The sequence below is a fragment of the Streptomyces candidus genome (assembly GCF_014207445.1).
In the GTDB taxonomy this organism is placed as follows: domain Bacteria; phylum Actinomycetota; class Actinomycetes; order Streptomycetales; family Streptomycetaceae; genus Streptomyces; species Streptomyces candidus.
In genome coordinates, this window is sequence record NZ_JACHEM010000001.1 from 327269 (window position 1) to 352445 (window position 25177).

The 25177-nt window shown below is 72.8% G+C and carries 24 protein-coding genes; 16 read left to right on the forward strand and 8 right to left on the reverse strand.

What is annotated here, in order from left to right:
* Positions 1 to 72: 72 nt before the first annotated feature.
* The gene (locus HNQ79_RS01390) at positions 73 to 1539 is read right to left on the reverse strand and encodes an NsdA family TPR-like regulatory protein (RefSeq protein WP_185025904.1); all 1467 of its coding nucleotides are present in this window, start codon (positions 1537 to 1539) and stop codon (positions 73 to 75) included.
* A 228-nt stretch (positions 1540 to 1767) separates the two neighbouring features.
* On the opposite strand from HNQ79_RS01390, the gene lipB reads away from it, so the two are divergent.
* The 4 genes from lipB to HNQ79_RS01410 all read left to right on the forward strand — a co-directional run bounded on the left by lipB (position 1768) and on the right by HNQ79_RS01410 (position 4833).
* A complete protein-coding gene (lipB, locus tag HNQ79_RS01395; protein ID WP_185025906.1) occupies positions 1768 to 2586 on the forward strand; it encodes a lipoyl(octanoyl) transferase LipB in 819 nt (272 codons plus the stop codon).
* Between the two features lie 91 nt (positions 2587 to 2677).
* Positions 2678 to 3643 (forward strand): lipoyl synthase, encoded by a 966-nt coding sequence (gene lipA / locus HNQ79_RS01400; protein ID WP_185025908.1) that lies wholly within the window; start codon positions 2678 to 2680, stop codon positions 3641 to 3643.
* Between the two features lie 271 nt (positions 3644 to 3914).
* Positions 3915 to 4109: an SCO2195 family GlnR-regulated protein gene (locus tag HNQ79_RS01405; RefSeq protein WP_185025910.1), complete on the forward strand. Its 195-nt coding sequence runs from the start codon at positions 3915 to 3917 to the stop codon at positions 4107 to 4109.
* A gap of 19 nt (positions 4110 to 4128) precedes the next feature.
* A complete protein-coding gene (locus HNQ79_RS01410; protein ID WP_185025912.1) occupies positions 4129 to 4833 on the forward strand; it encodes a DUF4191 domain-containing protein in 705 nt (234 codons plus the stop codon).
* A 107-nt stretch (positions 4834 to 4940) separates the two neighbouring features.
* Here the strand turns inward: HNQ79_RS01410 and HNQ79_RS01415 are convergent, their stop codons facing one another.
* Positions 4941 to 5408: an RDD family protein gene (locus HNQ79_RS01415; RefSeq protein ID WP_185025914.1), complete on the reverse strand. Its 468-nt coding sequence runs from the start codon at positions 5406 to 5408 to the stop codon at positions 4941 to 4943.
* Between the two features lie 245 nt (positions 5409 to 5653).
* On the opposite strand from HNQ79_RS01415, the gene glnA reads away from it, so the two are divergent.
* A complete protein-coding gene (gene glnA / locus HNQ79_RS01420) occupies positions 5654 to 7063 on the forward strand; it encodes a type I glutamate--ammonia ligase (protein WP_185025916.1) in 1410 nt (469 codons plus the stop codon).
* A gap of 107 nt (positions 7064 to 7170) precedes the next feature.
* Here glnA and HNQ79_RS01425 read toward each other — a convergent pair whose 3' ends face one another.
* The gene (locus HNQ79_RS01425) at positions 7171 to 7482 is read right to left on the reverse strand and encodes a hypothetical protein (RefSeq protein WP_185025918.1); all 312 of its coding nucleotides are present in this window, start codon (positions 7480 to 7482) and stop codon (positions 7171 to 7173) included.
* A 123-nt stretch (positions 7483 to 7605) separates the two neighbouring features.
* Between HNQ79_RS01425 and HNQ79_RS01430 the strand changes: the two genes are divergently transcribed.
* Complete coding sequence (locus tag HNQ79_RS01430; RefSeq protein WP_185025920.1) at positions 7606 to 7983, forward strand: arsenate reductase family protein; 378 nt, start codon at positions 7606 to 7608, stop codon at positions 7981 to 7983.
* A gap of 96 nt (positions 7984 to 8079) precedes the next feature.
* Here HNQ79_RS01430 and HNQ79_RS01435 read toward each other — a convergent pair whose 3' ends face one another.
* Entirely contained in the window at positions 8080 to 9045 is a 966-nt protein-coding gene (locus tag HNQ79_RS01435; protein WP_185025922.1) for a Gfo/Idh/MocA family protein, read from the reverse strand.
* 233 nt (positions 9046 to 9278) lie between these two features.
* Between HNQ79_RS01435 and glnII the strand changes: the two genes are divergently transcribed.
* The 7 genes from glnII (at position 9279) to HNQ79_RS01465 (ending at position 15947) form a co-directional block, all read left to right on the forward strand.
* Positions 9279 to 10298: a glutamine synthetase gene (gene glnII, locus HNQ79_RS01440; RefSeq protein ID WP_185025924.1), complete on the forward strand. Its 1020-nt coding sequence runs from the start codon at positions 9279 to 9281 to the stop codon at positions 10296 to 10298.
* Positions 10299 to 10443: 145 nt separating this feature from the next.
* Entirely contained in the window at positions 10444 to 10566 is a 123-nt protein-coding gene (locus tag HNQ79_RS33405; RefSeq protein ID WP_260421457.1) for a hypothetical protein, read from the forward strand.
* Positions 10567 to 10681: 115 nt separating this feature from the next.
* A complete protein-coding gene (locus HNQ79_RS01445; protein ID WP_185025926.1) occupies positions 10682 to 11338 on the forward strand; it encodes a winged helix-turn-helix domain-containing protein in 657 nt (218 codons plus the stop codon).
* Between the two features lie 158 nt (positions 11339 to 11496).
* The gene (locus HNQ79_RS01450; protein ID WP_185025928.1) at positions 11497 to 12774 is read left to right on the forward strand and encodes a sensor histidine kinase; all 1278 of its coding nucleotides are present in this window, start codon (positions 11497 to 11499) and stop codon (positions 12772 to 12774) included.
* Positions 12759 to 13403 (forward strand): LuxR C-terminal-related transcriptional regulator, encoded by a 645-nt coding sequence (locus tag HNQ79_RS01455; protein ID WP_185025930.1) that lies wholly within the window; start codon positions 12759 to 12761, stop codon positions 13401 to 13403. The genes HNQ79_RS01450 and HNQ79_RS01455 overlap by 16 nt, the downstream gene beginning before the upstream one ends.
* 131 nt (positions 13404 to 13534) lie before the next feature.
* The gene (locus tag HNQ79_RS01460; protein ID WP_229923152.1) at positions 13535 to 14332 is read left to right on the forward strand and encodes a trypsin-like serine peptidase; all 798 of its coding nucleotides are present in this window, start codon (positions 13535 to 13537) and stop codon (positions 14330 to 14332) included.
* Between the two features lie 118 nt (positions 14333 to 14450).
* On the forward strand, positions 14451 to 15947 hold the full coding sequence (locus tag HNQ79_RS01465) for a DUF1996 domain-containing protein (RefSeq protein ID WP_185025931.1): 1497 nt from the start codon (positions 14451 to 14453) through the stop codon (positions 15945 to 15947).
* A 114-nt stretch (positions 15948 to 16061) separates the two neighbouring features.
* Here HNQ79_RS01465 and HNQ79_RS01470 read toward each other — a convergent pair whose 3' ends face one another.
* Positions 16062 to 16538 (reverse strand): hypothetical protein, encoded by a 477-nt coding sequence (locus HNQ79_RS01470; protein WP_185025933.1) that lies wholly within the window; start codon positions 16536 to 16538, stop codon positions 16062 to 16064.
* 87 nt (positions 16539 to 16625) lie between these two features.
* On the opposite strand from HNQ79_RS01470, the gene HNQ79_RS01475 reads away from it, so the two are divergent.
* The 3 genes from HNQ79_RS01475 to HNQ79_RS01485 all read left to right on the forward strand — a co-directional run bounded on the left by HNQ79_RS01475 (position 16626) and on the right by HNQ79_RS01485 (position 19034).
* On the forward strand, positions 16626 to 17216 hold the full coding sequence (locus HNQ79_RS01475) for a rhomboid-like protein (protein ID WP_185025935.1): 591 nt from the start codon (positions 16626 to 16628) through the stop codon (positions 17214 to 17216).
* Positions 17217 to 17292: 76 nt separating this feature from the next.
* A complete protein-coding gene (locus HNQ79_RS01480) occupies positions 17293 to 18111 on the forward strand; it encodes a tyrosine-protein phosphatase (RefSeq protein WP_185025937.1) in 819 nt (272 codons plus the stop codon).
* Positions 18112 to 18317: 206 nt separating this feature from the next.
* The gene (locus HNQ79_RS01485) at positions 18318 to 19034 is read left to right on the forward strand and encodes a DUF4230 domain-containing protein (RefSeq protein WP_185025939.1); all 717 of its coding nucleotides are present in this window, start codon (positions 18318 to 18320) and stop codon (positions 19032 to 19034) included.
* A 114-nt stretch (positions 19035 to 19148) separates the two neighbouring features.
* On the opposite strand, the gene HNQ79_RS01490 is transcribed toward HNQ79_RS01485, so the two are convergent.
* The 3 genes from HNQ79_RS01490 to HNQ79_RS33410 form a co-directional block, all read right to left on the reverse strand.
* Entirely contained in the window at positions 19149 to 19877 is a 729-nt protein-coding gene (locus HNQ79_RS01490; RefSeq protein WP_185025941.1) for a TetR/AcrR family transcriptional regulator, read from the reverse strand.
* Positions 19878 to 20378: 501 nt separating this feature from the next.
* Entirely contained in the window at positions 20379 to 22403 is a 2025-nt protein-coding gene (locus HNQ79_RS01495; protein WP_221507174.1) for a hypothetical protein, read from the reverse strand.
* A 185-nt stretch (positions 22404 to 22588) separates the two neighbouring features.
* Positions 22589 to 24949 (reverse strand): ATP-binding protein, encoded by a 2361-nt coding sequence (locus HNQ79_RS33410; RefSeq protein WP_229923151.1) that lies wholly within the window; start codon positions 24947 to 24949, stop codon positions 22589 to 22591.
* Between the last annotated feature and the right edge of the window lie 228 nt (positions 24950 to 25177).

The following is a 25177-nucleotide window of genomic DNA, read 5'->3' on the forward strand; positions in this document are numbered from 1 at the left end:
AGTGCTCACCTGCCTTCCCCGCGGGCCCGCACACCCGCCCCTCGCCCCGTCCGTGCGACGCGCACCGCCGCCTCAGCCCAGCGCGGCCACCCGGTCCCGGTACCCCCGTACCGCCGCCGCGTCCCGGTACGGCTCCAGCCTTCGCTCGAACTCGCGCACGTACTCCGTGGCCCGCGCCGAGCGCATCTCGGAGGCCTGCTGGGCCGCCTCCGCGCCGAGCGCGCACGCCTGGTCCAGTTCGCCGAGGCCCAGCCGTGCCTGGGCGAGGACCACCCGGCAGAACAGCCTGCTGCGGGCGTACCCGGCCGGCCTCAGCTGCAGGGACTTCTCGGCGTGCTGCGCCGCCGCCCGGTACTGCTGGAGGTCCCGGTGGCAGTGGCCGAACTCGTCCGCGAGCTGACCCTCGTCGAAGAACTTCGCCCAGTGCGGCACGTCGTCCCCGGGGCGCGCGGCCTCCATCGCCCGTTCCGCCCGTACCAGCGAGGACGTACAGGCCCGTACCTCCCCCAGCACCCCGTGGCCGCGTGCCTCCACCGCGTGCAGCATCGCCTGCACGACCGGCGGCGCCGAGGAACCGACGCCCTGCTGGGCGACCCGCGCCAGCTGGACGGCCTCCCGGCCGTGCCCGAGGTAGACGGCCTGGCGGCTCATGGTCACCAGGACGTACGACCCGTACGCCCGGTCCCCGGCCGCCTGCGCGAGACGCAGCGCCTGCACGAAGTAGCGCTGGGCAAGTCCGTGCGCCGCGATGTCGTACGAGGTCCAGCCGGCCAGTCGGGTCAGGTCGGCGACGGCCGCGAAGAGCCGGCGTCCCGTCGCCTCCCCGTAGACCCCCCTGAGCATCGGTTCCGCCTCGTGCTCCAGGTAGCGCACGAGGGCCTGGCGTGCGTGCCCGCCGCCGTAGGCGTGGTCGAGGGTGCGGAACAGCTCGGCCACCGAGCGCAGCGCCGCGACGTCCCCCGAGGTGACCCGCTGGCCGGGGCCCCGGTCGGTCTGCCGCTGCCGGGGCAGGACGGCGACCGGCCGCCCGCCCTGGGCGGGCACCCGCGCCGCAGGGGTGCCGTTGACGACCGGGGGCTCGGCCGCGCGGCCGACCCGGTCGTCGGCCCGGCCGATCAGCCAGTCACGGCTGGGGACGACGAGTCCCGCCGGGGTGAACGCGATCTTCCGCAGCTCGGCGTGGCTGCCGGAATCCTTGCGCCACAGCCCGCTCACGATGTCGACGGCCTCCTCGGGGGTGGCGGCGAATTCGAGTCCCGCGTAGACGGGGGCGCAGGCGTCGAGCCCGAGGTCCTGGGCGGAGAGGCGTCTGCCGAGTCTCCTGGTGAACACCTCGGCGATGAGCGCGGGAGTGGTGCCGCGCGGCTGCTGGCCGCGCAGCCAGCGGGTGACCGAGGTCTTGTCGTACCGGAGGTCGAGCCCGTGCTCCAGTCCCAGCTGATCGACGCGCCGGGCCAGGCCCGCGTTGGAGAATCCCGCCTCCGCGATGAGCGCGGCGAGCTGTCGGTTGGGGATGCGCTGCGGAGGTCGTTCCGTCATCAGCTGTGGCTCTCCTGCCTTCCGGGCCCCGGGTGGCAGCCCTGCGTGGAACGGCGCGAATTTAGCGAGACCGGGCCCCGCAACCGGCCTCTGCGCCTCTACTTCATCCGTTCGTGTGAGGATTCCGGGAAGGCGCTGACGGAGACCCCGCTCCTCGCCCTGCCCATGGACCGCTTCCCGCGCCGCCGTACAGTGGCTGGGGCGAGGCGATACGAAGGAGACACCACCGTGAGTGAGCTGCGGTTCGTCCGACTGGGGTTCGGTGAGAACGCCGTCGAGTACCGGGAGGCCTGGCAGAGGCAACGCGAGGTGCACGCGGCCCGCTTCGCCGACGAGGTGCCGGACACGTGTCTGCTACTGGAGCACCCGCCCGTCTACACGGCGGGCCGTCGCACCGAGGACAGCGAGCGCCCCCTGGACGGGACGCCGGTGGTCGACGTGGACCGCGGCGGCAAGATCACCTGGCACGGTCCCGGCCAGCTCGTCGGCTATCCGATCCAGAAGCTGCCGCGCCCGGTGGACGTCGTCGCCCACGTGCGGCGGCTGGAGGAGGCCCTCATCCGCACGTGTGCGGAGCTGGGCCTGGAGACGACCCGCATCGAGGGCCGCAGCGGCGTGTGGGTCCTGGGCGACCCCGTCGAGCAGCGCCCGCAGATCGGCGGCCTGTCCCTCGACTTCGACCCGCGGCTGTCGGACCCCGAGTTCGACGCCCGGCTGAACGGTCCCCAGTACGCGCCGTCCAACGCCGGTCAGCGGCGCGAGGACCGCAAGCTCGCCGCGATCGGCATCCGGGTCGCCAAGGGCGTCACCATGCACGGTTTCTCGCTGAACGTGAACCCGGACAACACCTGGTTCGACCGGATCGTGCCCTGCGGCATCCGCGACGCGGGCGTCGCCTCGCTCGCCAACGAGCTGGGCCGGGACGTGACCATCGAGGAGGTCCTGCCGGTGGTGGAGAAGCACCTGGCGGCGGTGATGGCGGAGTCCGTCCCCGCGCCCCGCCCGGTCGAGAAGACATCCGCCCAGGGAATGCCCCTGCCCAGGTGAGGGTTGCCCGGACGTAGAGCCATGTAAATATCGGGCGTACCCTGGTGTTCGCCGATGAATCGAAGCCGTTACGGCAAGAGGGAGTGCGGACGTGTCCGCTGTCGCACCCGACGGGCGCAAGATGCTGCGTCTTGAGGTCCGGAACAGCCAGACCCCCATCGAGCGCAAGCCCGAGTGGATCAAGACCCGGGCGAAGATGGGTCCCGAGTACACCAAGATGCAGGCCCTGGTGAAGGGCGAAGGACTGCACACGGTGTGCCAGGAGGCCGGCTGCCCCAACATCTACGAATGCTGGGAGGACCGCGAGGCGACCTTCCTCATCGGCGGCGACCAGTGCACGCGGCGCTGCGACTTCTGCCAGATCGACACGGGCAAGCCCCAGGCCCTGGACCGCGACGAGCCCCGCCGGGTCGGCGAGTCCGTCGTCACCATGGACCTGAACTACGCCACCATCACCGGCGTCGCCCGCGACGACCTGGAGGACGGCGGGGCGTGGCTGTACGCGGAGACCGTGCGCCAGATCCACCAGCAGACCGCCGGCCGCGCCGAGGGCCGCACCAAGGTCGAGCTGCTGGCCCCCGACTTCAACGCGGTCCCCGAGCTGCTGGACGTCGTCTTCGAGTCCCGCCCGGAGGTCTTCGCACACAACGTGGAGACCGTGCCGCGCATCTTCAAGCGCATCCGCCCCGGCTTCCGCTACGAGCGGTCCCTCGACGTCCTCACCAGGGCCCGCGAGGCCGGTCTGGTCACCAAGTCGAATCTGATCCTCGGCATGGGCGAGACCCGGGAAGAGGTCAGCGAGGCGCTGCGCGACCTGCACGAGGCGGGCTGCGAACTCATCACCATCACCCAGTACCTGCGGCCCTCCCCCCGGCACCACCCCGTCGAGCGCTGGGTGAAGCCGATGGAGTTCGTCGAGCTGAAGGACGAGGCCGACGCGATCGGCTACTCCGGCGTGATGTCGGGTCCGCTGGTCCGCTCCTCCTACCGTGCGGGCCGGCTGTACGGTCAGGCGATGGAGCGGCGCGGGGCACCGGTGACCCCGCAGGCCGTGTGAAACCCGGCACAGCCGACGCACCGCAGTGCCCGCCGTGACGACGCGGCCCGTTCGACACCCGCAGGTGGGGGCGTTGAACGGGCCGTGTCGGCGTTTCACCCGTAACGTCGAGGTTTCATCGGTGTTTGACCGGTCGGTCACCTGCTGGTAACACCAGTCGGTGACGCTTGCTCCACGCACCGCAGTTCCACCGAGGTTCCACAGCACCGCCGCACCGCAGCTCCACCCACCGCCGCCATTCGCCGTTGTTGTCACGAGAGGGAACCCCGACATGCAGGCCGTACGCGCCAAAGCCCTCCCGTCCGTCACGGACGCGCTGCGCACCGTCGAGACGTTGCTGATCGGCACCGGTCAGCGCACCGCCCGCCGCAACGCCTGGACCTCCGTGCTGGAGGACCGGCGCCGGGCGAAGGACCGGGTGGAGACGCAGGACGTACTGGAGGCGGTGTCCGCTCGTACGTCCTGAGCAACGTAAACTTTCTCGCATGGCGAGGAAGGAACGCGCAGCGAACGCGGACACTGCGAACCCCGGGCGACTCAAGCAGATTGCCCTGACGTACAAGATGACCCGGCGGAACGACCCCAAGGTGGGTCTCGTCGTGGCGGGCGTGGGCATCGTCGTTTTCGGCGTCCTCCTCGGCCTCGGCTTCCTGATCGGGCACCCGGTCTACCTGGGCATCCTGGGTTTCCTGCTGGCTTTCCTCGCGATGGCGATCGTCTTCGGACGCCGCGCCGAGCGCGCTGCCTTCGGGCAGATGGAAGGGCAGCCGGGGGCGGCGGCGGCGGTCCTGGACCAGGTCGGCCGCGGCTGGACCACGACACCGGCGGTGGCGATGAACCGCAGCCAGGACGTCGTGCACCGGGCCGTCGGCAAGGCGGGCATCGTGCTGGTCGCCGAGGGCAACCAGAACCGGCTGCGGACGCTGCTGGCGTCCGAGAAGAAGAAGATGGCCCGCATCGTCGGTCCCGAGGTCCCGGTGACCGACATCATCGTCGGCAACGGCGAGGGCCAGGTGCCGCTGAAGAAGGTCCGCACCACCATGCTCAAGCTGCCGCGCACCCTCACCGGCCCGCAGGTCACCGCGACCAACGACCGGCTGCGCGCGATGGGCGACCTGATGAGCAACATGCCGATCCCCAAGGGCCCGATGCCCGGCACCAAGGGCATGAAGATGCCGCGCGGCCGCTGACCGTCCCCCTTCCGTTCCTTCTGTGCAGGCGACGGCCCCGGAACCTTCTCCAGGTTCCGGGGCCGTCCTGCTGTCGCCGTCCCCCCGTCCGCGGGCCGCGTCCCGGGTTACATGCGCACCTGTACGGCGCGGGCCAGCCGGTCGTGCAGGCCGCGGCCGTCCCGGTCCCAGATCAGCGCCGGGACCGCCAGGCAGAGCAGCACGGAGCGCACCACGACCCGGCCGAGGCCGAGGCGTCCGCCGCGCTCGGAGACGACCCGCAGACCGAAGAGGCGCTTGCCGGGGGTACAGGCGACGGTGCCGACGGTGAGGACGCTCAGAACGAGGAAGATGCCCAGCGCCCAGTTGCCGGCCGCCTGCGAGTCGCCGCGAGCGAAGAGCCCGTAGGCGATGAGCAGGCACAGGCCCCAGTCGACGAAGAGAGCGCCGAACCGGCGGCCCAGCGGGGCGACGGAGCCCGGCCCCGCGGGGGGCAGGCCGAGGTGCTTGCCCCGGTGTCCGAAGTCGGCGCCCATCTCCTCGGCGGCCGCGCGCGGCCCGGAGAGCCACGATCCGATTGCTTGCCTGTTGTCCACCCCACAAAGGTACTGCGCCCCCGTTCGTCCCGGTCCGGGCGGGGCACACATAAGGGCGCCGGGAAGGACACCGGCGGGGTCCGTCACCACGCCCTGGTTAACTTGGGCGAAACAAATGGGTCATGCTGGAGAAATCCCGGCTGCCTATGGTCGACGCCAGCGTGTGCCACCGCACTGGCCCGCACGAAGACCCGCAGAAATAGCGGCAACCCCGTCCGGCCCCGGGCGGGAGTAGGAGGAGCTGGATGTTCGGGAACGCCGACGAAGCCAAGAAGTTCATCGCGGACAACGACGTCAAGTTCGTGGACGTCCGGTTCTGCGACCTGCCGGGCGTGATGCAGCACTTCACGATCCCCGCGGCGGTCTTCGACCCGGACGAGGAGCTCGCCTTCGACGGTTCGTCGATCCGCGGCTTCCAGGCCATCCACGAGTCCGACATGGCGCTGCGCGCCGACCTGTCGACGGCCCGCCTGGACCCGTTCCGCCGCGACAAGACGCTCAACATCAACTTCTTCATCCACGACCCGATCACGGGCGAGCAGTACAGCCGCGACCCGCGCAACATCGCCAAGAAGGCGGAGGCGTACCTGGCCTCCACCGGTTTCGCGGACACCGCGTACTTCGGCCCCGAGGCCGAGTTCTACGTCTTCGACAACGTCCGCTTCCAGACGTCGGCGAACGAGAGCTTCTACCACATCGACTCCGAGGCCGGCGCCTGGAACACCGGTGCGGTGGAGAACAACCGCGGCTACAAGGTCCGCTACAAGGGCGGCTACTTCCCGACCCCGCCCGTCGACCACTTCGCCGACCTCCGTGCCGAGATCTCCCTGGAGCTCGACAAGAACGGCCTCCAGGTCGAGCGCCAGCACCACGAGGTGGGCACGGCCGGCCAGGCCGAGATCAACTACAAGTTCAACACCCTCCTCGCCGCCGCCGACGACCTGATGCTCTTCAAGTACGTCGTGAAGAACGTCGCCTGGCGCAACGGCAAGACCGCGACCTTCATGCCGAAGCCGATCTTCGGCGACAACGGCTCGGGCATGCACGTCCACCAGTCGCTGTGGCAGAACGGCATCCCGCTGTTCTACGACGAGCAGGGTTACGCCGGTCTCTCGGACATGGCCCGCTACTACATCGGCGGCATCCTCAAGCACGCCCCGTCGCTGCTGGCCTTCACCAACCCGACGGTGAACTCCTACCACCGTCTGGTCCCCGGCTTCGAGGCCCCGGTCAACATGGTGTACTCGCAGCGCAACCGCTCCGCCGCGATGCGCATCCCGATCACGGGCTCCAACCCGAAGGCCAAGCGCGTCGAGTTCCGCGCGCCGGACCCGTCGTCCAACCCGTACCTCGCCTTCTCGGCCCTTCTGATGGCCGGTCTGGACGGCGTGAAGAACAAGATCGAGCCGCCGGAGCCGATCGACAAGGACCTCTACGAGCTGGCCCCCGAGGAGCACGCGAACGTGCAGCAGGTCCCGACCTCGCTGCCGGCCGTCCTCGACGCGCTGGAGGCCGACCACGAGTACCTGCTGGCCGGCGGCGTCTTCACCGCCGACCTGATCGAGACGTGGATCGACTACAAGCGCACGCACGAGATCGCCCCGATCCAGCTGCGCCCGCACCCGCACGAGTTCGAGCTGTACTTCGACCTCTAAACCGGCCGGGTACGTATCCGTCCGACGCGCCTGACGCGTCGTGCGGGGAGCCCCGTCACCGCCTTCGGGCGGTGGCGGGGCTCCCGTCGTGCCGGGCGCGGGACGCGTCAGCTCAGCTCGTCGCGGATCAGTTCGCGGACCAGCCGGCACGTGGTGCTGGACGGCGGGTGGACACCCACCCGGGCGGCGGTGGCGCGGATCCTTCGGTTGGTCGCCTTCTGCGGGACGTAGACCCCGGTGTCCATCAGGGCTATCGCCAGGCGCATGGCCTTGAGGCGGCGGTTGTGGGAGATGTACCACTCGCGCGGCCGGCCGGCCGGGAGGGGTTTCTTGTACAGCGGTTTCGGCGGTACGGGCTGGCGGCTCTTCGGCTTGCGGGGGCGGGCGTCGTCCCTCAGTACGGCAGCGGTCACGGGCATCCTCCCGAGGCGTTCACGGACCCTCTCGGACGCTTCCCATTTTACTGGCCACCACTGACAATCGCCGCTGGCCAGAAGGCATTTGACCGCTGTGCGGGGTGGGGCGGGAGGTATCTTCGGGGCATGGAGATCTGGATCAATCCCGCGTGTTCCAAGTGCCGTTCCGCCGTGCGCATCCTCGACGAGGAGGGGGCCGACTACACGGTGCGCCGCTACCTCGACGACGTGCCCGACGAGGCGGAGATCCAGGCGGTGCTCGGCCGGCTCGGCCTGGAGCCCTGGGACATCACGCGCACCCGGGAGGCGGACGCCGAGGAGCTGGGCGTACGTGACTGGCCGCGGGACGCCGACGCGCGCGAGCGGTGGATCACGGCGCTCGCCGCCCACCCGAAACTGATCCAGCGGCCGATCCTCACCGCCGACGACGGGACCGCGGTGGTCGGGCGTACGGACGAGGCGGTACGGGACGCCCTGGGGCGCTCGGCACGCCGGGGGAACTGAGGAAAGCGCGCGACGGGGCATCCTGAGGGGCCGTTACGGGGCGGGCGGGGTTCCTCGGGCCCGGCCCCCGGCATCGGTGGCGGCCCGTGCCGTCGGTCAGGCGGTCGTGGCCGTCCGCGGCGCCGTCTCCCGGGCCGCGGTCAGCGCCGTGTCCGCCTGTTCCAGGATCTCCGTCACGCGCAGGCCGAAGCGGGCGTCGCAGGGGTGCGGGGTGCCGCTGCGGGCCGATTCCAGGAGGGCGTCGATCGCCGCGCCGAAGGACTCGGCCCCCGGCCCCCACGGGTTGGGGAGCGCCGCGACGCCGGAGGCGCCCCGCAGTTCGACGCCGACACCGGACGCCTCGGGCGGGGCGCTCAGGCTGAGGGTCGCCGTGCTGGACGCACCGGAGGCGTGCCGCAGGGCGAGGTGGGCCATGTCGCCGTGGCCGCCGGAAGCGGCCAGATGGGTGACGTCGCCGAGGACCGGCAGGAGCACGGACAGGGCGTGCGGCCCCACGTCCCACAGGGCGCCCTTCTCGCCGCGCCACGGGGAGGCCGCGTACACGCTGTCGGAGTCCGGCGAGAAGAGCGCGCCCAGCCAGTACGCGTGGGCGGTGAACCAGCCGTCCACGGCGGCCTGTTCGGTGACCCAGGAGGACGTGCCGGTCGCGAAGCGCAGGGTGAAGAAGACGACGGAGGCGACGCCCGCCGCCTCGGCCGCCTCGGCGACCTGCCGCGCGCCGTCGGCGGTCGTCGCGACCGGCTTGTCGAGGAGCAGGTGGCAGCCGGCCTGTGCGGCGCGCACGGCGAGCGGCGCCTGGACGTCCGGCGGGAGGGCGATCGCGACCGCGTCGCAGTCCGCGAAGAGGGCGTCCACGTCGTCGTACGCCCGGGTGCCGTGCGCTTCGGCGATCTCCGCGGCGGCCTCGGGGCGGCGCCCCCACACGCCCACGAAGTCGACGTCGGGGTGGGCGGCGAGCGCCGGGGCCTGGGTGCGGTGGGCCCAGGGGCCGGTGCCGAGCAGTCCGATGCGGGTACGGGCGGGGGTGTGCGCCGGGGTGCCGGCGGGGGGCGTCGTGGTCATGCGACCAGTCTGCCCCTGGGGGCGCGAGTGATCCAGGCGGGCGGTGCGACGCACGTCACCCGGCACGGCTCGTGCGGTAACACGGGGTTCACAAACGGGCAACGGCCGGGAAATCGCGGGTTGCCAGGCTGCCGACCATCACCGCAGCAGCAACGGGGCCGCGATCCCGCCACCGCCGCAACCGGTGGCCGAGTCCCCCCGCAGCCGCGTAGAACCCGTAAAGGATGGCGTCCGTGACGTTCAAGGCCGAGTACATCTGGATCGACGGCACCGAGCCGACCGCCAAGCTCCGCTCGAAGACGAAGATCCTGGCGGACGGCGCCGCGCTGCCCGTCTGGGGCTTCGACGGTTCCAGCACCAACCAGGCCCAGGGGCACGCCTCGGACCTCGTCCTGAACCCGGTGTTCTCCTGCCCGGACCCGATCCGCGGCGGCGACGACATTCTCGTCATGTGCGACGTCCTGAACATCGACATGACGCCGCACTCCACCAACACGCGCGCGGAACTGCGGCCGCTGGCCGAGCAGTTCGCGGCCCAGGAGCCGATCTTCGGGATCGAGCAGGAGTACACGTTCTTCGAGGGCGAGCGCCCGCTGGGCTTCCCGGTGGGCGGCTTCCCGGCCGCACAGGGCGGCTACTACTGCGGTGTCGGCGCGGACGAGATCTTCGGCCGCGAGATCGTGGAGAAGCACCTCGACCACTGTCTGACGGCGGGCCTGGGGATCTCCGGCATCAACGCCGAGGTCATGCCGGGGCAGTGGGAGTTCCAGGTGGGACCGCTGTCGCCGCTGGAGGTCTCCGACCAGCTGTGGATCGCCCGCTGGCTGCTCTACCGCACCGCCGAGGACTTCGGAGTGTCCGCCACCCTGGACCCGAAGCCCGTCAAGGGCGACTGGAACGGCGCCGGCGCGCACACCAACTTCTCCACGAAGGCGATGCGCGAGGGCTACGACGCGATCATCACGGCGTGCGAGTCGCTGGGTGAGGGCTCGAAGCCGATGGACCACGTGAAGAACTACGGCGCCGGCATCGACGACCGCCTCACCGGGCTGCACGAGACCGCCCCCTGGAACGAGTACAGCTACGGCGTCTCCGACCGCGGCGCCTCGGTCCGCATCCCCTGGCAGGTCGCCCAGGAGAAGAAGGGCTACATCGAGGACCGCCGCCCGAACGCCAACGTCGACCCGTACGTCGTCACCCGGCTGATCGTGGAGACGTGCTGCACGGCCCTGGAGAAGGCCGCGCAGGTCTGAACCTCCCGCGCGGGATGGGGCGTTCGCCGGTACGGACCGGCGGGCGCCCCTTTCGCGTGCCCGGCGTGACGTCGGCGGTGTGGCCCGAACCGTGTGTCCGGGGGAGCACTGCCGCCCCCGCCGGGCCCGTGCTTGAATAGGGCGCATGACCGGCTTTCAGAACTCCAGTGCCACGGGTCGTGGCGACCTGGAGCCGTTCTGGCCCTCCCGTCAGCACCACGACTTCGACCGGGTCTGTTGTCGCGCCGTGAACGCGCGCACCCTCTAACGCCGTACCCCGGACCTCTCCGGTACGGCCTTCGGTCCGCGCGACCGGGCAGGAAGCAGCACGCCGCCGTGTGACTCCCCGCGGCGGTCTCCTCCGCGCGAAAGCAGACTCCGTCATGGCCCACGCCACCGTCACCCGCCCCCTCCCCGCCCCCTCGCCGGCCCGCCCGCGCCGGACGGCGCCCGAACCGGTGCGCCCCGGGCCGCACCGGCTGCGCGCCGTCGAGCGCGACGAGGTGGTGTCCCCGGCAGCCTCCCCCTCGGGGCCGCGTCCCGCGTACGACGTGGCCGACTACCTTCCCCCCGGTGCCACCTGGCTGCCCGCCCCGCAGCACGTGCTGCCCGCCCTGCCGGGCCGCCCGCCGATGGTCGGCTACCTCGTCCTCGTACCGGCGGACCGGCGGCCGGACACCGCTCCGGACGTCGCGGGGCGCGCCGCCGGACAGCGGGCCGTCGACCCTCCCGCCGACGAGGAGCGCGCCGACGTGCGGCACGGCGTTGTGCGGATCGACTCCTCGCGGCGGCTCGCCGAGGTGGACGGGCGGGCGCTGGACCTCACGTACCTGGAGTTCGAGCTGCTGGCGCACCTGGTGGCGCATCCCCACCGCGTGCACACCCGGGACCGGCTGGTGACCACGGTGTGGGGGTACGGACACGTAGGCGACGGCCGCACCGTGGACGTGCACATCGCCCGGCTGCGCCGCAAACTGGGGGCCGAGCACCGGCACACCATCCAGACGGTGCGCCGGGTGGGTTACAAGTACGCTCCCTGAGTGCTGCGTACGGGGTCCCGCGCGGGCGGTGGTGCCAGGTACACCCCGCCCCGGGTGCGGAACCCCGTGCCCCGGCCGCGTCCCCGGGGGAGACTGTGCCTGCGGCCAGGCACGGAAGCCTCGGGGACACGGCCGCGGACGGAGAGGGACCCACCACCATGAATGCCACCCGGATACGCGCCGCGCTGCTGGCGGGGGTGCGCGCGCTCGGCCTGTCGGTCGCCTCCGTCGCGGTCAGTTGCGTGCTGTTCTCCCTCACTCTGCTCTCGCTGGTCCTCGTCGGGATCGGCGTGGGCGTCTTCACCACCCCCGTGGTGCTGGGCTGGGTGCGGGCCTGGGCCGACCACCGCAGGCGGCTGGCGGCATCCTGGTCCGACGTGCGGATCGACGTCCCCTACCGTGCGCTGCCTGCGGACATCCGTTCCGGTGTGACCGGGCAGGTGGAGCGGACCTCGCTGATGCTGAAGGACCCGGCGACCTGGCGGGACCTCCAGTGGCTGTTCGTGGACCTGTCCGCGGGAGCCGTCACCGCGCTCGTCCCCGGGCTGACGCTCTGGTACTGGCTCTACGGGCTCGTGATCGCGGCCGGCCTGTGGCGGGTGTTCGCGCACAGTGGCGGTGAGTGGTTCCTCTTCGTCCGGGTGCACAGCCAGTTCACCGGCCTGCTCGCGCTCGCTCTCGGCCTCGGCATCCTCGCGCTCGGCCTCCGCTACAACACCACCCTTCTGCGGGCCCACTTCCGTCTCGCCAAGTGCTTCCTCGCCCCGACGAAGGAAGCCTCGCTGGCCCTGCGCGTGGCGAAGCTGACCGAGACCCGGCACGACGCCCTCGACACCTCGGCCGCCGAACTCCGTCGCATCGAACGGGACCTGCACGACGGCGCGCAGGCCCGGCTGGTCGCCATGGGCATGAACCTGGGCACCATCGAGGCCCTCATCGAGAAGGACCCGGCGAAGGCGAAGAAGCTGATCGGGGTGGCCCGCGCGTCCTCCGCCGAGGCGCTGACCGAACTGCGCGACCTGGTCCGCGGCATCCACCCGCCGGTGCTCGCCGAGCGCGGACTGGGCGACGCGGTACGGGCGCTGGCGCTGCGGCTGCCGATCGAGACGGAGGTGACGGTGGACCTGCCGGGGCGCTCCGAGGCGCCGGTGGAGTCGGCGGCGTACTTCGCCGTCAGCGAGGTGCTCACCAACGCGGTCAAGCACTCGGGCGCGGACCGCATCTGGGTGGACCTGCACCACACGGGCACCGGCCGCGACGGCATGATCCGCGTCTCGGTCACCGACAACGGATGCGGCGGGGCGAGGATCGGGGCGGGCTCCGGGCTGAGCGGGGTCGAACGCAGGCTCGGTACATTCGACGGTGTCCTGGCCGTCAGCAGTCCCGCGGGCGGTCCCACCATGGTGACCATGGAGATTCCTTGCGCGTCCTGCTAGCCGAAGACCTTTTCCTCCTCCGCGACGGCCTGGTGCGGATGCTCGAAGCGTTCGACTTCGAGGTCCTGGCCGCCGTCGAAACCGGGCCCGAACTCACCCAGGCCTTCGAGGAGTTGGAACCTGATGTCGCCGTCGTCGACGTCCGGCTCCCGCCGTCCCACACCGACGAGGGACTCCAGTGCGCACTCGCCGCCCGGCGCGCGAGACCCGGCCTGCCCATCCTCGTGCTGTCCCAGCACGTGGAGCAGTTGTACGCGCGCGAGCTGCTCGCCGACGGCAACGGGGGCATCGGCTACCTCCTCAAGGACCGGGTCTTCGACGCCGAGCAGTTCGTCGACGCGGTACGCCGGGTCGCCGGCGGGGGCACCGCCATGGACCCGCAGGTCATCTCGCAGCTGCTGTCGCGGCGGGCCCAGGACAAGCCGATCGGGCAGCTCACCCCGCGCGAGAAGGAGGTGATGGAGCTGATGGCACAGGGCCGCTCCAACGCGGCCATCGCCGCCCAGCTCTTCGTCACCGAACGCGCGGTGGCCAAGCACACCTCCAACATCTTCGCCAAGCTGGACCTGCCGGTCTCCGACGACGACAACCGGCGGGTCCTCGCCGTGCTGGCGTACCTGGACCACTAGGCCCGCGACGGGCCGGACCCCGCCCAAGGGCGACAACCTGTCGTGGCGTGCATAACCTATGGGCGCAGTGACCGACGGGAGCGGCCGAGCGGGCCGACCGGACAGCCGACCGGACAGAGGAGACGCCCGACGTGCGTGAGCGGTGGTGGCAGGGGCCGGTGGCCGCTGCCGGGGTTGCGGGTCTGTTCGCCCTGGTCGGCGGGTGCGGTGGGCCGGTGGCCTCGGCACCCCGGCTGGACCCCGGCGTCTCCCCCACCGCGCAGCGGACCGCGGCCGTGATCGACTACCCGCCGTTCATCGGGGTGCTCGCCGAGGGCGCGGACCACTGGTGCACGGCGAGCGTCGTCGACAGTCCGAAGGGCAACATCGTGGCCACCGCGGCGCACTGCGTGCACGAGCCGGAGGGCGGGGAGAAGCGGACGATCTCGTTCGCGCCCGGCTTCTCCGGCGAGGGCAGCGGCAAGCAGCCCTACGGCACGTGGAAGGTACGGGCGATCCAGGTCGACGACCGCTGGCAGGAGCAGGAGGACGACCCGTACGACTTCGCCTTCCTGACCCTGGAGCCCGACGCGGAGGGCCGCGACGTCCAGGACGTCGTGGGGGCCGCAGGGCTCGACTGGCAGTCCGGCCCCGAACGGCAGGTGACGGTGATCGGCTACCCCGAGCCCGGCCACAACCCGGACAACCGGCCGGTCACCTGTACCACCGGCAGCACGCTGGACCCCGATCTGCCGGGCATGCTGCGGATGGAGTGCGCGGGCTTCTGGAACGGCACCAGCGGCAGCCCCTGGCTCACCGGCTACCGGGGCTCCGACCGGCCGGGGAAGCTCATCGGCGTGCTGAGCGGCGGCGACACCGACGCCGAGTCGACGGCCGCCCTTTTCGGCAGCCCGGCACGGGCCCTTTATCAGCGGGCACTGAAGGCATGAGCGGGCATTCCGGGAATTCGTGCGTTTCCACGACATCGCGGTGCCGGTGAGGAAAGGCTGAACGCGGCGTTCCCCGCGTACGTATGGGACTTCGCCCGGAAGAAAGCGAAGGATCCTCATGGGACACGAACGACACAAACGGTCGAAATTGGCGAACAGGACGATTGCTGCCACGGCCGCGCTGCTCCTCGGCGGGGGCGGGCTGGTCGCACTGAACGCGAGCGCCTCCGCCGACGAGGATCCGGCGCGGTTACGGGCCGCCGGACCGCGCATGGCGACCATCAGCTGTCCCGAGGCGGCGAACGCGCTGACCGAGGTGCCCCGGGGCGCGCGGCAGGACGTGGACCGCGAGCTGGCGGCGATGGACAGCCGGCTCACCGAGGCCTACCGGACGTTCGCGGAGTCGCAGGAGCGGGGCGGACAGCAGGACGCGGTACTCACCCCGCTGAAGGACGAGCGGGCCGCGTCCCTGGACCGGATCGGCGACGCCATCGAACGCCAGCCGGGCGCCGAACGCCCCCGTGACCTGGACGCACTCGCCGCGTGCACGATGCGGGCGGAGGACGGCGGGAACCGCGCCGGGGACAACGGGACCGACGCCGGCACCGGCGGGAGCGGCGGCGCAGGCTCCGGCAGAGGTGGCGGAGAAGGTGCCGGCCAGGGTGACGGCGCGGGGTCCGGGAACGGCGGCGTGCAGGGCGACGGCGGGGCCGAAGGGCCTCGCGGGGGCAACGGCCCCGAGTCCTCCGACTTCGTCGACATCCGGTCCGTACGCCCGAACGCCCCCCGCGTCCAGAACCGACGCAACGCGTCACGCGGCACCTTCACCACAGCCTGCGGCCGAAACGAGAACGGCAAATTCAACCCGGACAACGTCATCGTCGCGCCCGGTGTGAGCAATGGTGCCCACCACATGCACGATTACGTCGGAAATCAGGCCACCGACGCTTTCTCCTCGGACGCCGTTCTCGCCGCAGGCGCGACGACCTGCCGCAATCCCGGTGACAAATCCACGTACTACTGGCCCGTCCTGCGGCTGCAGAACGGGAAGGACGAGGCGGACGCCGACGCCGACGGCGGCGGAAAGGACCAGAACACCGGGGAGATCCAGACCCCTTCCCAGGTGACTCTCGACTTCGTCGGGAACCCGACGGGCCGGGTCACGGCGATGCCGCGTTTCCTGCGGATCATCACCGGCGACGCGAAGGCCTTCACCAACGGCGACGCGAACGCCAACGCGTCGTGGAGCTGCACCGGTTTCGAGAACCGGCAGCTGAAGGACAAGTACCCGGTCTGCCCGCGCGGCAGCAAGGTGGTCCGTACGTTCAGGTTCCAGAGCTGCTGGGACGGCGCGAACGCCGACAGCGCCAATCACCGCACCCACGTGGCCTTCGCCCGCCCCGACGGCTCGTGCGCCCTGGGCTTCCGCCCGATCCCGCAGCTCGTGCAGCGGGTGGTGTACACGGTGCCGCCCGGCCCCGGCTTCGCGGTCGACTCGTTCCCCGAGCAGCTGCACAAGCCGGTCACCGACCACGGCGACTTCATCAACGTCTTCGACGAGAAGCTGATGCGGCGGATGGTGAGCTGCATCAACAGCGGGCAGCACTGCCGCTGACGGCTCGTTCGCGCCGCCACGACGGCCCGCCGGCCCACCCGGCGGGCCGTCGCACGCGTACGGTGACTGCCGGACCAAGCGGCTGCCGGACCGATCGGCTGCCCCACCGGGTGTCTACCGGGCCGGGGGCGTCGTCCGTACGCCGAAGCCGACGGACCCGGTGTGACGGGTATGGCTCGTGTGACCGCGGTGGTCCGCCGGCCCCTTCTCCCCGTCCCCCGAGTGGCTCTCCCCCTTCTCCACGCTTCCCCCGAGTCGGCCGCGCAGTGCGGTGAGCACGGCCTCGTCGCCGACGGCGACCCATTTGCGGCCGACCAGGTAGCTGCCGCCGTAGTCGTTCGCGGAGTCCAGCCACTCCTGCCGTCCCCGGTCGGTCGCGAACGTGGCCAGCAGGTAATCACCTTCGTCCGTGCGGCAATTGGCCTGCCTGATCTCCGCCGACGACGTCCCCGGCTCCGGTACGCAGCCCGCCTTCGCCGCCAGTTCCTCCAGGGTCCCGGCCGCCTCCGGCGGCACGTCCTGCGCGCCGCAGCCCGTCGTGAGCAGGAGGGCCGCCAGGGCCGGTATCCACACTGTCACTCGCTTGCGCATCCCCCCACCGTGCCGCCCCCGCCGACCCACCGGGGCCGAACGCCCCAACTGATGCGCCCGTTACGCCCCATGCGGGATCATGCCCCCATGCACCTCCCTGCCCTCCCCGTGCTCGCCCCGGCCTACGTCGGCGGCGTCCAGCTCGCCGCGCACGCCGTGCGCCGTCACCTCGACGACGACGCCCGCGAAACCTTCCTGCGGGCCTGCTCCACCAACGTCGACCAGCTCGAAGGGGGCCGCTGGGGCACCCTGCTGACCAGCGCGGTCGTCGTCGAGGAGCCGATGCCGCTGCCGTACGCGCTCCTGCTGCTCGCGGTCCTCGGGTACGCCGAGTACGCGTACGGGGCGTGGTGGGCGGCCGGGGTGTTCCTGCTCGGCCACGCGGGGGCGACGCTGCTGGTGTACGGGGGGCTGCGCGCCAACCGCGCGGACTCGGCGACGCGCTCCGCGGTGGACGTCGGCACCAGCTACGGGTTCAACACCGTCCTCGGGGCCCTGACCGCCGCCCTGCCCGCCGGGCCGCTGCGGTTCGCCGCCCGCGCCGGGCTGCTGGCCGTCGGCGCCCGCCCCCTCCTCAACCGCGAGCGCCCCACCTTCACGGACGTCGGGCACTTCGCGGCGCTGGCGCTGGGCATCGGTCTCGGCGGGCTGGTCCCCCGGCCCTGCCGGGCGGCCTGAGCAGGGCCCGCGTACCGTCTCGTGGAGCGCCCGTACGACCTCCACCCCTCACGCACGCCGCAGGAGTCCCGCCACCATGACCGCACTCGTCTCGACCACCGTCGTCAATCTCCGCGACCTCGGCGGCCTCCCCCTCTCCGGCGGCCGCACCGTCCGCCCCGGCCTGGTCCTGCGGGCCGGACAGCTCGACCGCCTGGACCCGGCCGCCGACCCGGTGGTGGCGGACCTCGCCCTCGCGACGATCGTGGACTTCCGCAGCGCGGCCGAGCGCCACGACCACCCGGACCGCGTGCCGGCCGGGGTGCGCCACGTCGTCGCCGACGCACTGGCCGACACCATCTCGGAGGCCGCCGCGCGCGGCGACGCGGCCGACAGGCCGGCTGCCGCGCAGCTCAAGCACGTCCTGTCCGACCCGCAGCTCGCCGAGGAGCACCTGGGCGGCGGGCGCGCGCGGGCCATGTTCGAGGACACCTACCGCGCGCTGGTCTCCTCCGCGTCGGCGGTCGCCGCGTACCGCACCTTCCTGACCGAGCTGGCCGCGCCGGACGCCGGCCCGCTGCTCTTCCACTGCACGGCGGGCAAGGACCGCACCGGCTGGGCGGCGACGATCGTACTGATCCTGCTGGGGGCCGACGCCGAGACCGTCGAGGCGGAGTACCTGGCGGTCGACGAGGCGGTGCGGGAGGCGTTCGTCCCGCTCATCGACGGCTTCGTCGCGAAGGGCGGCGACCCGGCGATCGCACAGGCGGTCATCGGTGTCGTACCGGAGTACCTGAAGGCGGCGCTGGCCGAGGTCGACGAGAAGTACGGCTCGATGGAGGCGTACGTACGGGACGGCCTCGGCATCCCGGACGAGGCCGTCGCCCGTCTCCGCGCCCGTCTGACGACCGGCTGATCACGGGGAGGGGGTCAGCGGCTTCTCCAGCAGCGTCACCGCGTACGAGGGGGCCCGCCCGGGGCCTCCTTCGCCCCGTTCTCCCCCACCGCCCGGTAGCCGGCCGAGTCGCCTGCGGCACGGAAGGTGAGGGCCGCGGGGGTGTCGATCACGAGCAGTACGGCAACTGCCGCGTGAGCGGCCCCCGCAGAGGGCACCCGACCCCTATGGAACGCACAGACGCGCCTACGGAGAACCCGGCGACGGACGACCCCCGACCCGTCGCCCCCGAAGCCGCCCGGCCGCCGCGCCGCCGGGTCTCCCTCTGGATCAAGATCCCCGGCGTGCTGCTCGCCCTGCTCGCCGTGCTCCTGCTGGGCACCCGGCTGTTCCTGATCCCGGGCCTGGGCGACCTCTTCGGCACCGAGACCAAGGACAGGACCGGGCCCGCCGTCCTCAAGTCCCTTCAGGACATGAGCAATTACGAGGCAGCCGCCGGAAACTTCCAGGTCGTGGTGGACCTGGAGAAGGACGCCAAGCTCCTGCCCGACGCGATCCGGGGCACCCGCACGCTGTACGTCGGCGCGGGCACCGTCGGAGCGAGCGTCGCGATGGGCGGGCTCGGTGCGGGTGACGTCACGGTGAACGAGGACCGGACCGCCGCCACGATCCGGCTCCCGCACGCCACCCTCGGCAAGCCCGCGCTGGACCCGGACCGCTCGTACGCCGTCTCCAAACAGCGCGGTCTCCTCGACCGGCTGGGCGACTTCTTCTCCGACAACCCGAACGACGAGCAGGCCGTGCACCGGCTCGCCGCCCAGCGCATCGGCGAGGCCGCGAAGGACAGCGGGCTGACCGCCCGCGCCGAGAAGAACACCACCGGCATGCTCCAGGGGCTGCTGCGCTCCCTCGGCTTCAAGGACGTGACCGTCATCTACAAGTGACGTGCCCGGCGCGGCAGTTCGGCCGGACACCTCGCGGAAGGTCCGGCACTGGGGCCCGCCGGGACGCGAAGCCGCCGGGGTCGTGGGACCGGCGGGGCCCGACGGCGACCCGGTTCAGCCGGTCGCCGCCCGCGGCCCCGGCACCACCGGCAGCAACGGCTCCAGCAGGGCCAGCCGGCCGGCCAGTTCACCGAAGGGGCCGTCGGAGGGTTCGTCGGCCAGTATCCGCAGTACGAGGGACGCCGTTTCCGGATCGTACGCCGCACTGACCGCCATCAGCGCCGCGAAGTCGTGGACGAGCTTCAACTCCAGTTCGGGGCGCGGGATCTCGCGCCCGTCGAGCCAGAGCAGCGCGGTCGACTCGGCCAGCGAGACCCAGGAACGGACGACCAGCGCGAGCCGGGCGGACGGTTCGCCGACACCCAGATGGTCGAGGATCTGCTCGTACGCGGCCTGCCGGACCTCGTCGATCATCGCGTTCGTCGTGGACGAACCGACGGCCGGGCCGCCCCGCATCAGCGCGAAGAACCCGGGGCCGTGCTCGTCGACGAAGCCGAAGAAGCGGCTCATCACCCGCAGCAGCCGCGCCCCCAGCGGCCCTTCGTGCGGTTCCTGGAACCGGGCGGCGAGCTCGTCCGCCGCACGCCGCAGGGCCGCTTCGTACAGGCTCTGCTTGCCGGGAAAGTAGTGGTAGACCAGCGGTCGCGAGATGCCCGCGGCGGCGGCTATCTCATCTATCGAGACCTCATCGGGCGAGCGATGGCTGAACAACTCCAGCGCCACGCCGATCAGTTGCTGCCTGCGCTCTTCGACGCCCATCCTGCGGCGCACCCCGGTCGTCATCCCACCAGCGTAACCGCCAGGCCCGTGATCGGGGCAGCAGGGCCCGGCCCCGATCGGCCCCTGAGCTGCCCCTATAGGGTCCCCACCGCCGCTCACCTCTCCCCTGAGGTCGAGGAGGAAGCGCCCCCGGGCCGCCGCAGGACGCGGACCAGGAACGAGCCCCCGTGCCCGGCACGGGTCGTCCACCCCTCCCGGCGGCCGGTCCCGCCGTCGCCCGCCCACAGCCGACGCGTACCGCAAAAGCCCTGTTCAACGGGGTACGGGCGGTGCGCCGCTCCCGTTTCGGCGCGAGCGAGGGCCGGAGTGCCAACGGGAACCTGCACCGTGGTGCCGGTCGGGCGCGGCGGCCCTTCGCACGCCCGGAGCCTCCGGCGCCCACGCCCGGCGCACAGCTCCCGACGTGCAACGAACAGTGGCCCGGCAGCGCTTCCTCCGCCGCTCCCCGCTTTCTCCGGGCGACAGCGGTGCACCGCCGCCACCCGGGTCGGCCCGCCGCGCGCTTCACCGCAGCACGTCCGCCTCCGTCCCGTCCTTCAGCTTTCCGCTCAGGTCGGCCCCTGTGCCCGCCGTCACCGGTACGGCGAGGAGGTTGCCGTCGGAGCTGCCCGCGGCGCCGCCGCGCACCGACAGCGACGCGAACTCGTCGTTCCCGGCCGCGAGCAGGTACGGCGCTCCGGCCTTGGCCTTCCACAGCACCCCGGCGAGCACCTTCGGGTCCTTCGCCCCGCAGGCCGCCGAGTTCTCCGCCTTCGCGGCGACCGCACCGGGCGCGCCCCTGCCCGGGCCGGGCGGCTGGAACTGGGCGAACACCCGGCTTCCGTTGCCCCGCCAGGTCTCGGCGCGGGTGCACACCCAGTGCGCCGTGCCGTTCGACTCGGGGAGGGCCTGGGCGGCGTACGCCCACGAGTTGACGCTGCGCACTCCGCGCGAACGCACCGTCGGCAGCAGGCACGCGGTGTGCGCCCAGCGCTCCCGGTCCGCCGTCGACCTGAGGTCCGCCGGCGCGGCGGGCGGACCGGAGGTGAGCCGGGCCGGGGTGAGTTCGCCCAGGTCGGTGAGGGTGCGGGTGCCGGTGGCGTCCCGTACCTCCATGGCGTCCCAGGTGCGGCAGTCGCGGGACGTCGAGGGCGCGGCGAGAGGGTCGGTGATGCCGTCGGGGGCACGCCGCAGCGCGCGGGGCGCGGCGGCGGGGTCCAGCAGGTCACGGACGGCGACCCGGTCTGCCCACGGGGCGGTGAGGTAGCGGACGTGGGTGTCGGTGCGGGCGACGACCACCGCGGCCGCGGACGCCTCCGAGGCACCGTCGACGCGGGCGAAGTCCAGGACGACGCCGGCGCTTCCGTCGACGGGCTCGGCGTACCGGACCAGACGCAGCCCGTCGTACAGGACGACCACCCTCGCGCCGTCCACTTCACCGGCGTACAGGAGTTGCGGCGGGCCCATCGCCGGACCGGTGGGGGTCTGGGGGGTCGCGGAGACACCGGCGCTCTCGCCGGGACGGGCCCACACGGCGAGGGCGCGGCCCAGCAGTGCGAAGTCCTCGGCGAGCGATCCGCGCACCGGCCAGACGGAGAAGTCCGTGCGGTCGGAGGTCTTCCAGGCGTCCGCCGGGGCGATCGTCAGCCGGGCCGGGTCCAGCGCGCGTTCCGCCGAGGGGTTCTGCGCGTACAGCGGCCCGGACGCCCCATCGGTGCCGCCGATCAGGACCGCGCCGACGGCGAGGGCGGCGACGGCCGCGACAGCGGCGCGGGTGAAGTGGCGGCGGCGCATCAGGTCGGTGGGCCGGGCCTGGAGCGAGCACGGGTCGAACTCGGCGGATTCCAGAAGTGCGGACGGCTCGACGGTGTCCGCCTCGGCGAGCGCCGCCGCCGGGTCGGCGACCCCGCAGCCGTCGAGCACCCCGCGTACCTCCGGGTCGGTCAGCCGCTCCAGCGTGCGCAGCACGTACGCGGCGCGGCCCGCGCCGGTGAGGGCCGCGAGCTTCTGGTCCAGGGCGAGTTCGTCCGCCCCGCCGGACTTGGGAAAGAGCCGGACCCCCCACACCTGCGGCAGCAGCGGCGGCAGTTGCGACCGGGTGGGCCAGGCCCTGCGCAGCAGTGGCTGCTCGGCTTCCAGGGCGCGGCGCAGCACCTGCTGGCGTACGTAGGCGTGGCCGCGGTCGCGGCCCGAGGTCCCGGCGGTTGCCGTTGACCCGGTCTCGGGGCGGGGCAGCGGGATGCCGGCGACACTCTGCGGGGTGCGGCCGGTCCGGCCGCGCGGCAGGGCGCGCTGGGCGAGCGAGTGGGCGGTCAGGACACGGCGGTTGCGCCCGAGGTGCGGGGGCAGCACCAGGTAGGCGAGGCGAACGAGGCGCGGGTAGTGCTCGACGAGCGCGGCCTCCGCCTGCTCGACGCCGACCGCCACGGTGGCTGCGGGGTCGGCGGGCGTGGCCTCGGCGTCGGCTTCGTCGCCGGTTCTGCCGGGGTGGGCAGCGGGGGCGTCGGTGGGCTTGCGGGGGCGGCTGATGACATCCTGTGGGCGTCGCACATTACGCAGAACGAGCGATACATCCGATGGTCACCCACGACTCCCGGGCGGTTCGCGCCCGGCTCGTCCGAACGAGCACAAGGGGCCCGGCGCAACCTGCGCGACGGTCCCCCGCGGCTCCCTCCGCGGCGTCCACGCCGTGGCCTGCGAGCAGCCGACGGCTTGGCCCCGTGTCCCCCCGCACGTCAGGGGCGCGGGCGCAACAGGGCCAGGGTCAGGGTGGAGTCCGGGTGGGCGGCCAGGCCCTCCGCGTACGCCCGCTCGTACGCCGCGTCACCGATCCCGGCCCGCGCGCGCCGCTCGCACTCCTCCCGCACCGGGGTCAACTCCGGCGTCCCGCGCTGCGGTTGGCCGACCCTGCTCCAGTAGGCCTGGCCCAGTCCGTACACCCGGGCGGCCTCCTCCCCCGACCCGCCGTACGCGAGAGCCGCCGCGAGCAGGTCGAGGCCGAGTGCCGTGCCGTAGCTGTCGCCGATGAGGTGCTTGCTGTCGAGCATCGCGCGCGCGTACTCGGCCGCCTCGTCCGGCCGGCCCTGGAGGAGGGCGATCAGCGACAGGGCGTACTCGGCGTAGGAACGCGTCCACACCTCGCCGTGTTCCGCGCACAGTTCGCGCAGGGCGTGCGCCTCGGCGTGCGCCTCGTCGAGACGGCCGAGGCCGGTCAGGGCGTAGGTGCGCACGAAGCGGCAGCGCAGTTGGGAAGGGGAGTCGAAGGGTGCGCCGGGGCGGGCGGCGAGAGCCCGGTCGGTGAGCGTGTGGGCGGCGAGCGGGCGGCCCGCCATGAGGTGGGTGACGCCGAGGAGGTACGCGGCGGCCAGCATGTCCTCGGGGTCCTTCGCCTGCCAGGCGGCCACCGCGCACTGCTCGCCCAGCCACTTCGCGCTGTCCTGGTCGCCGGAGACCGTGGCGGTGAAGCCGAGCGCCCACAGCGCGCGGGAGCGGTGCGGGCCGGGCGCGCTGTGCAGTTCGAGGGCGCGGGTCAGGTAGCTGCGGGCCTCGGGGAGGTGGCCGCAGCAGCCCCAGAAGAAGCCGACCCGGCCCGCCATTTCGAGGGCACGCTCGGGTGCGGCCTCCAGGAAGTGGTCCAGGGCGGCGCACAGGTCGGCGTGGGCGGCTCCGACCCTCCGGTACCAGTCGGCCTGCTGCGGGCCGAGCCAGTTCTCCTCGGCCCGGCGGACCAGGTCGGCGTAGTAGGCGGCGTGGCGGGCCGCGGCGGGCGGGGCCTCGCCCAGCTCGCGCAGCCACATGGCGCCGTACTCGCGGAGGGTGTCGAGCATGCGGTAGGTGCGCGGGCTCGGCTCGGCGGACCGGGTTCGGGGGCGGGGCGGGCCGTGGTGCGGGGGCTGGTGCGGGTACGGGTGCTGGTCCTGCTGCTGGTGCCGGTCGCGGGTCTGTTCCTGGCCGGCCCGGTCCAGGCCGCGGTCCTCGTGTACGACGGACTTGCGGATCAGATCGTGCAGCGTGCGGGAGACGGCGTCGCCGTCGAGCGGGCCGCCCGCGCACACCTCGCGGGCCTCCGCCTCCTCGAAGTCGCCCCGGAACACGGAGAGCCGCGCCCACAGGAGACGCTCCAGCGGGGTGCACATCTCGTGGCTCCAGCCGATGGCGGTGCGCAGGGCACGGTGCCGCGGGGGCCAGGTGCCGTCCTGGGCGAGGACGTCCAGCGGGGAGGCGAGCAGGCGGCGGGCGAGGGACTGGACCCTTCCGGTCGTGCCGTCGGCGTCGCTCGTGCTGTCGGGGTGCTCGGTGCTGTCGGCGGGCCCGGTGCCGTCGGGGTGCTCGGTGCTGCCGGCGTGCCTCGTACTGTCGGCCTCGCTCGTGGTGTCGTCCGGGTCGCCGCTCGGGTCGCCGCTCGGGTCGCCGCTCGGGTGGCTCAGCTGGGCGCAGGCGAGTTCCAGGGCGAGGGGAACGCCTTCGAGGCGGGCGCAGATCGCGTCCACGGCTTCCGCGGCGGCCGGATCGTCCGTGGCGTCGGAGCCGTCGACGGACAGGCCGGGAACGTACCGGCGGGCCCGGTCGCGGAAGAGGGCCGCCGCGCCGTCCGGCCCGTGCAGCGGCAGCGGGGGCACGTCGAGGACGAACTCGCCCCGGGACCCGAGGGGCTGCCGGCTGGTCGCCAGGACGGTCAGCCCCGGGGCGGTGGTGAGAAGTTCCGCGACGAGGTGGCCGCAGGCGGCGGCGAGCCGTTCGCAGGAGTCCAGTACGAGGAGCAGCTGTTTGCCCTGCAGCCATTCGCAGAGGGCCTCGGCGGGCATGCGCCGGGCGTGGTCGGCGTAGTCGGCGAAGTCGACGGCGTCGGAGACGGTCGCGACGAGGAGCTGGTCGTCGCGGAGCGGGGCGATGTCCGCCCACCAGACCCCGTCGCAGTGGCGGGGAGCGGCGTGGCGGGCCGCGCGCAGGGCAAGGCGGCTCTTGCCGACGCCGCCGGGGCCGGTGAGGGTGATCAGGCGGTGCGTACCGAGGGCGTGGTCCACGCGGGCCAGTTCGGGGCGGCGGCCGACGAAGCTGGTCGTTTCCTCGGGGAGGTTCCCCAACACGGGGGCCATTGTTCACCACTTGCGGGTGGCGCGGGGCCCTGCGGGGCGGGGGCGGGGGCGGGGGCGGGGCGGGGGCGGGTGCGCGTGGCGCGGCGGGGTGGTTGTGCGTGGCCCTCCGGGGCGGTGGGGGGCGGTTGCCTGCGGCGCCGGGCCCTCCCCGCCCCTTCCCGAAACCGCTGGCCGCGGGGCTTGATGGTACGGGTGGGAGGGTGGCTGGTCGCGCAGTTCCCGGCGCCC

Excerpts from the sequence above, each read along its gene's own strand:
- HNQ79_RS01390 (WP_185025904.1), bottom strand. The coding sequence starts at position 1,539 with ATGACGGAACGACCTCCGCAGCGCATCCCCAACCGACAGCTCGCCGCG.
- HNQ79_RS01405 (WP_185025910.1), top strand. The coding sequence starts at position 3,915 with ATGCAGGCCGTACGCGCCAAAGCCCTCCCGTCCGTCACGGACGCGCTG.
- HNQ79_RS01410 (WP_185025912.1), top strand. The coding sequence starts at position 4,129 with ATGGCGAGGAAGGAACGCGCAGCGAACGCGGACACTGCGAACCCCGGG.
- glnA (WP_185025916.1), top strand. The coding sequence starts at position 5,654 with ATGTTCGGGAACGCCGACGAAGCCAAGAAGTTCATCGCGGACAACGAC.
- HNQ79_RS01425 (WP_185025918.1), bottom strand. The coding sequence starts at position 7,482 with ATGCCCGTGACCGCTGCCGTACTGAGGGACGACGCCCGCCCCCGCAAG.
- HNQ79_RS01430 (WP_185025920.1), top strand. The coding sequence starts at position 7,606 with ATGGAGATCTGGATCAATCCCGCGTGTTCCAAGTGCCGTTCCGCCGTG.
- HNQ79_RS01435 (WP_185025922.1), bottom strand. The coding sequence starts at position 9,045 with ATGACCACGACGCCCCCCGCCGGCACCCCGGCGCACACCCCCGCCCGT.
- HNQ79_RS33405 (WP_260421457.1), top strand. The coding sequence starts at position 10,444 with ATGACCGGCTTTCAGAACTCCAGTGCCACGGGTCGTGGCGACCTGGAG.
- HNQ79_RS01445 (WP_185025926.1), top strand. The coding sequence starts at position 10,682 with ATGGCCCACGCCACCGTCACCCGCCCCCTCCCCGCCCCCTCGCCGGCC.
- HNQ79_RS01450 (WP_185025928.1), top strand. The coding sequence starts at position 11,497 with ATGAATGCCACCCGGATACGCGCCGCGCTGCTGGCGGGGGTGCGCGCG.
- HNQ79_RS01465 (WP_185025931.1), top strand. The coding sequence starts at position 14,451 with ATGGGACACGAACGACACAAACGGTCGAAATTGGCGAACAGGACGATT.
- HNQ79_RS01470 (WP_185025933.1), bottom strand. The coding sequence starts at position 16,538 with ATGCGCAAGCGAGTGACAGTGTGGATACCGGCCCTGGCGGCCCTCCTG.
- HNQ79_RS01475 (WP_185025935.1), top strand. The coding sequence starts at position 16,626 with ATGCACCTCCCTGCCCTCCCCGTGCTCGCCCCGGCCTACGTCGGCGGC.
- HNQ79_RS01480 (WP_185025937.1), top strand. The coding sequence starts at position 17,293 with ATGACCGCACTCGTCTCGACCACCGTCGTCAATCTCCGCGACCTCGGC.
- HNQ79_RS01485 (WP_185025939.1), top strand. The coding sequence starts at position 18,318 with ATGGAACGCACAGACGCGCCTACGGAGAACCCGGCGACGGACGACCCC.
- HNQ79_RS01490 (WP_185025941.1), bottom strand. The coding sequence starts at position 19,877 with ATGACGACCGGGGTGCGCCGCAGGATGGGCGTCGAAGAGCGCAGGCAG.
- HNQ79_RS33410 (WP_229923151.1), bottom strand. The coding sequence starts at position 24,949 with ATGGCCCCCGTGTTGGGGAACCTCCCCGAGGAAACGACCAGCTTCGTC.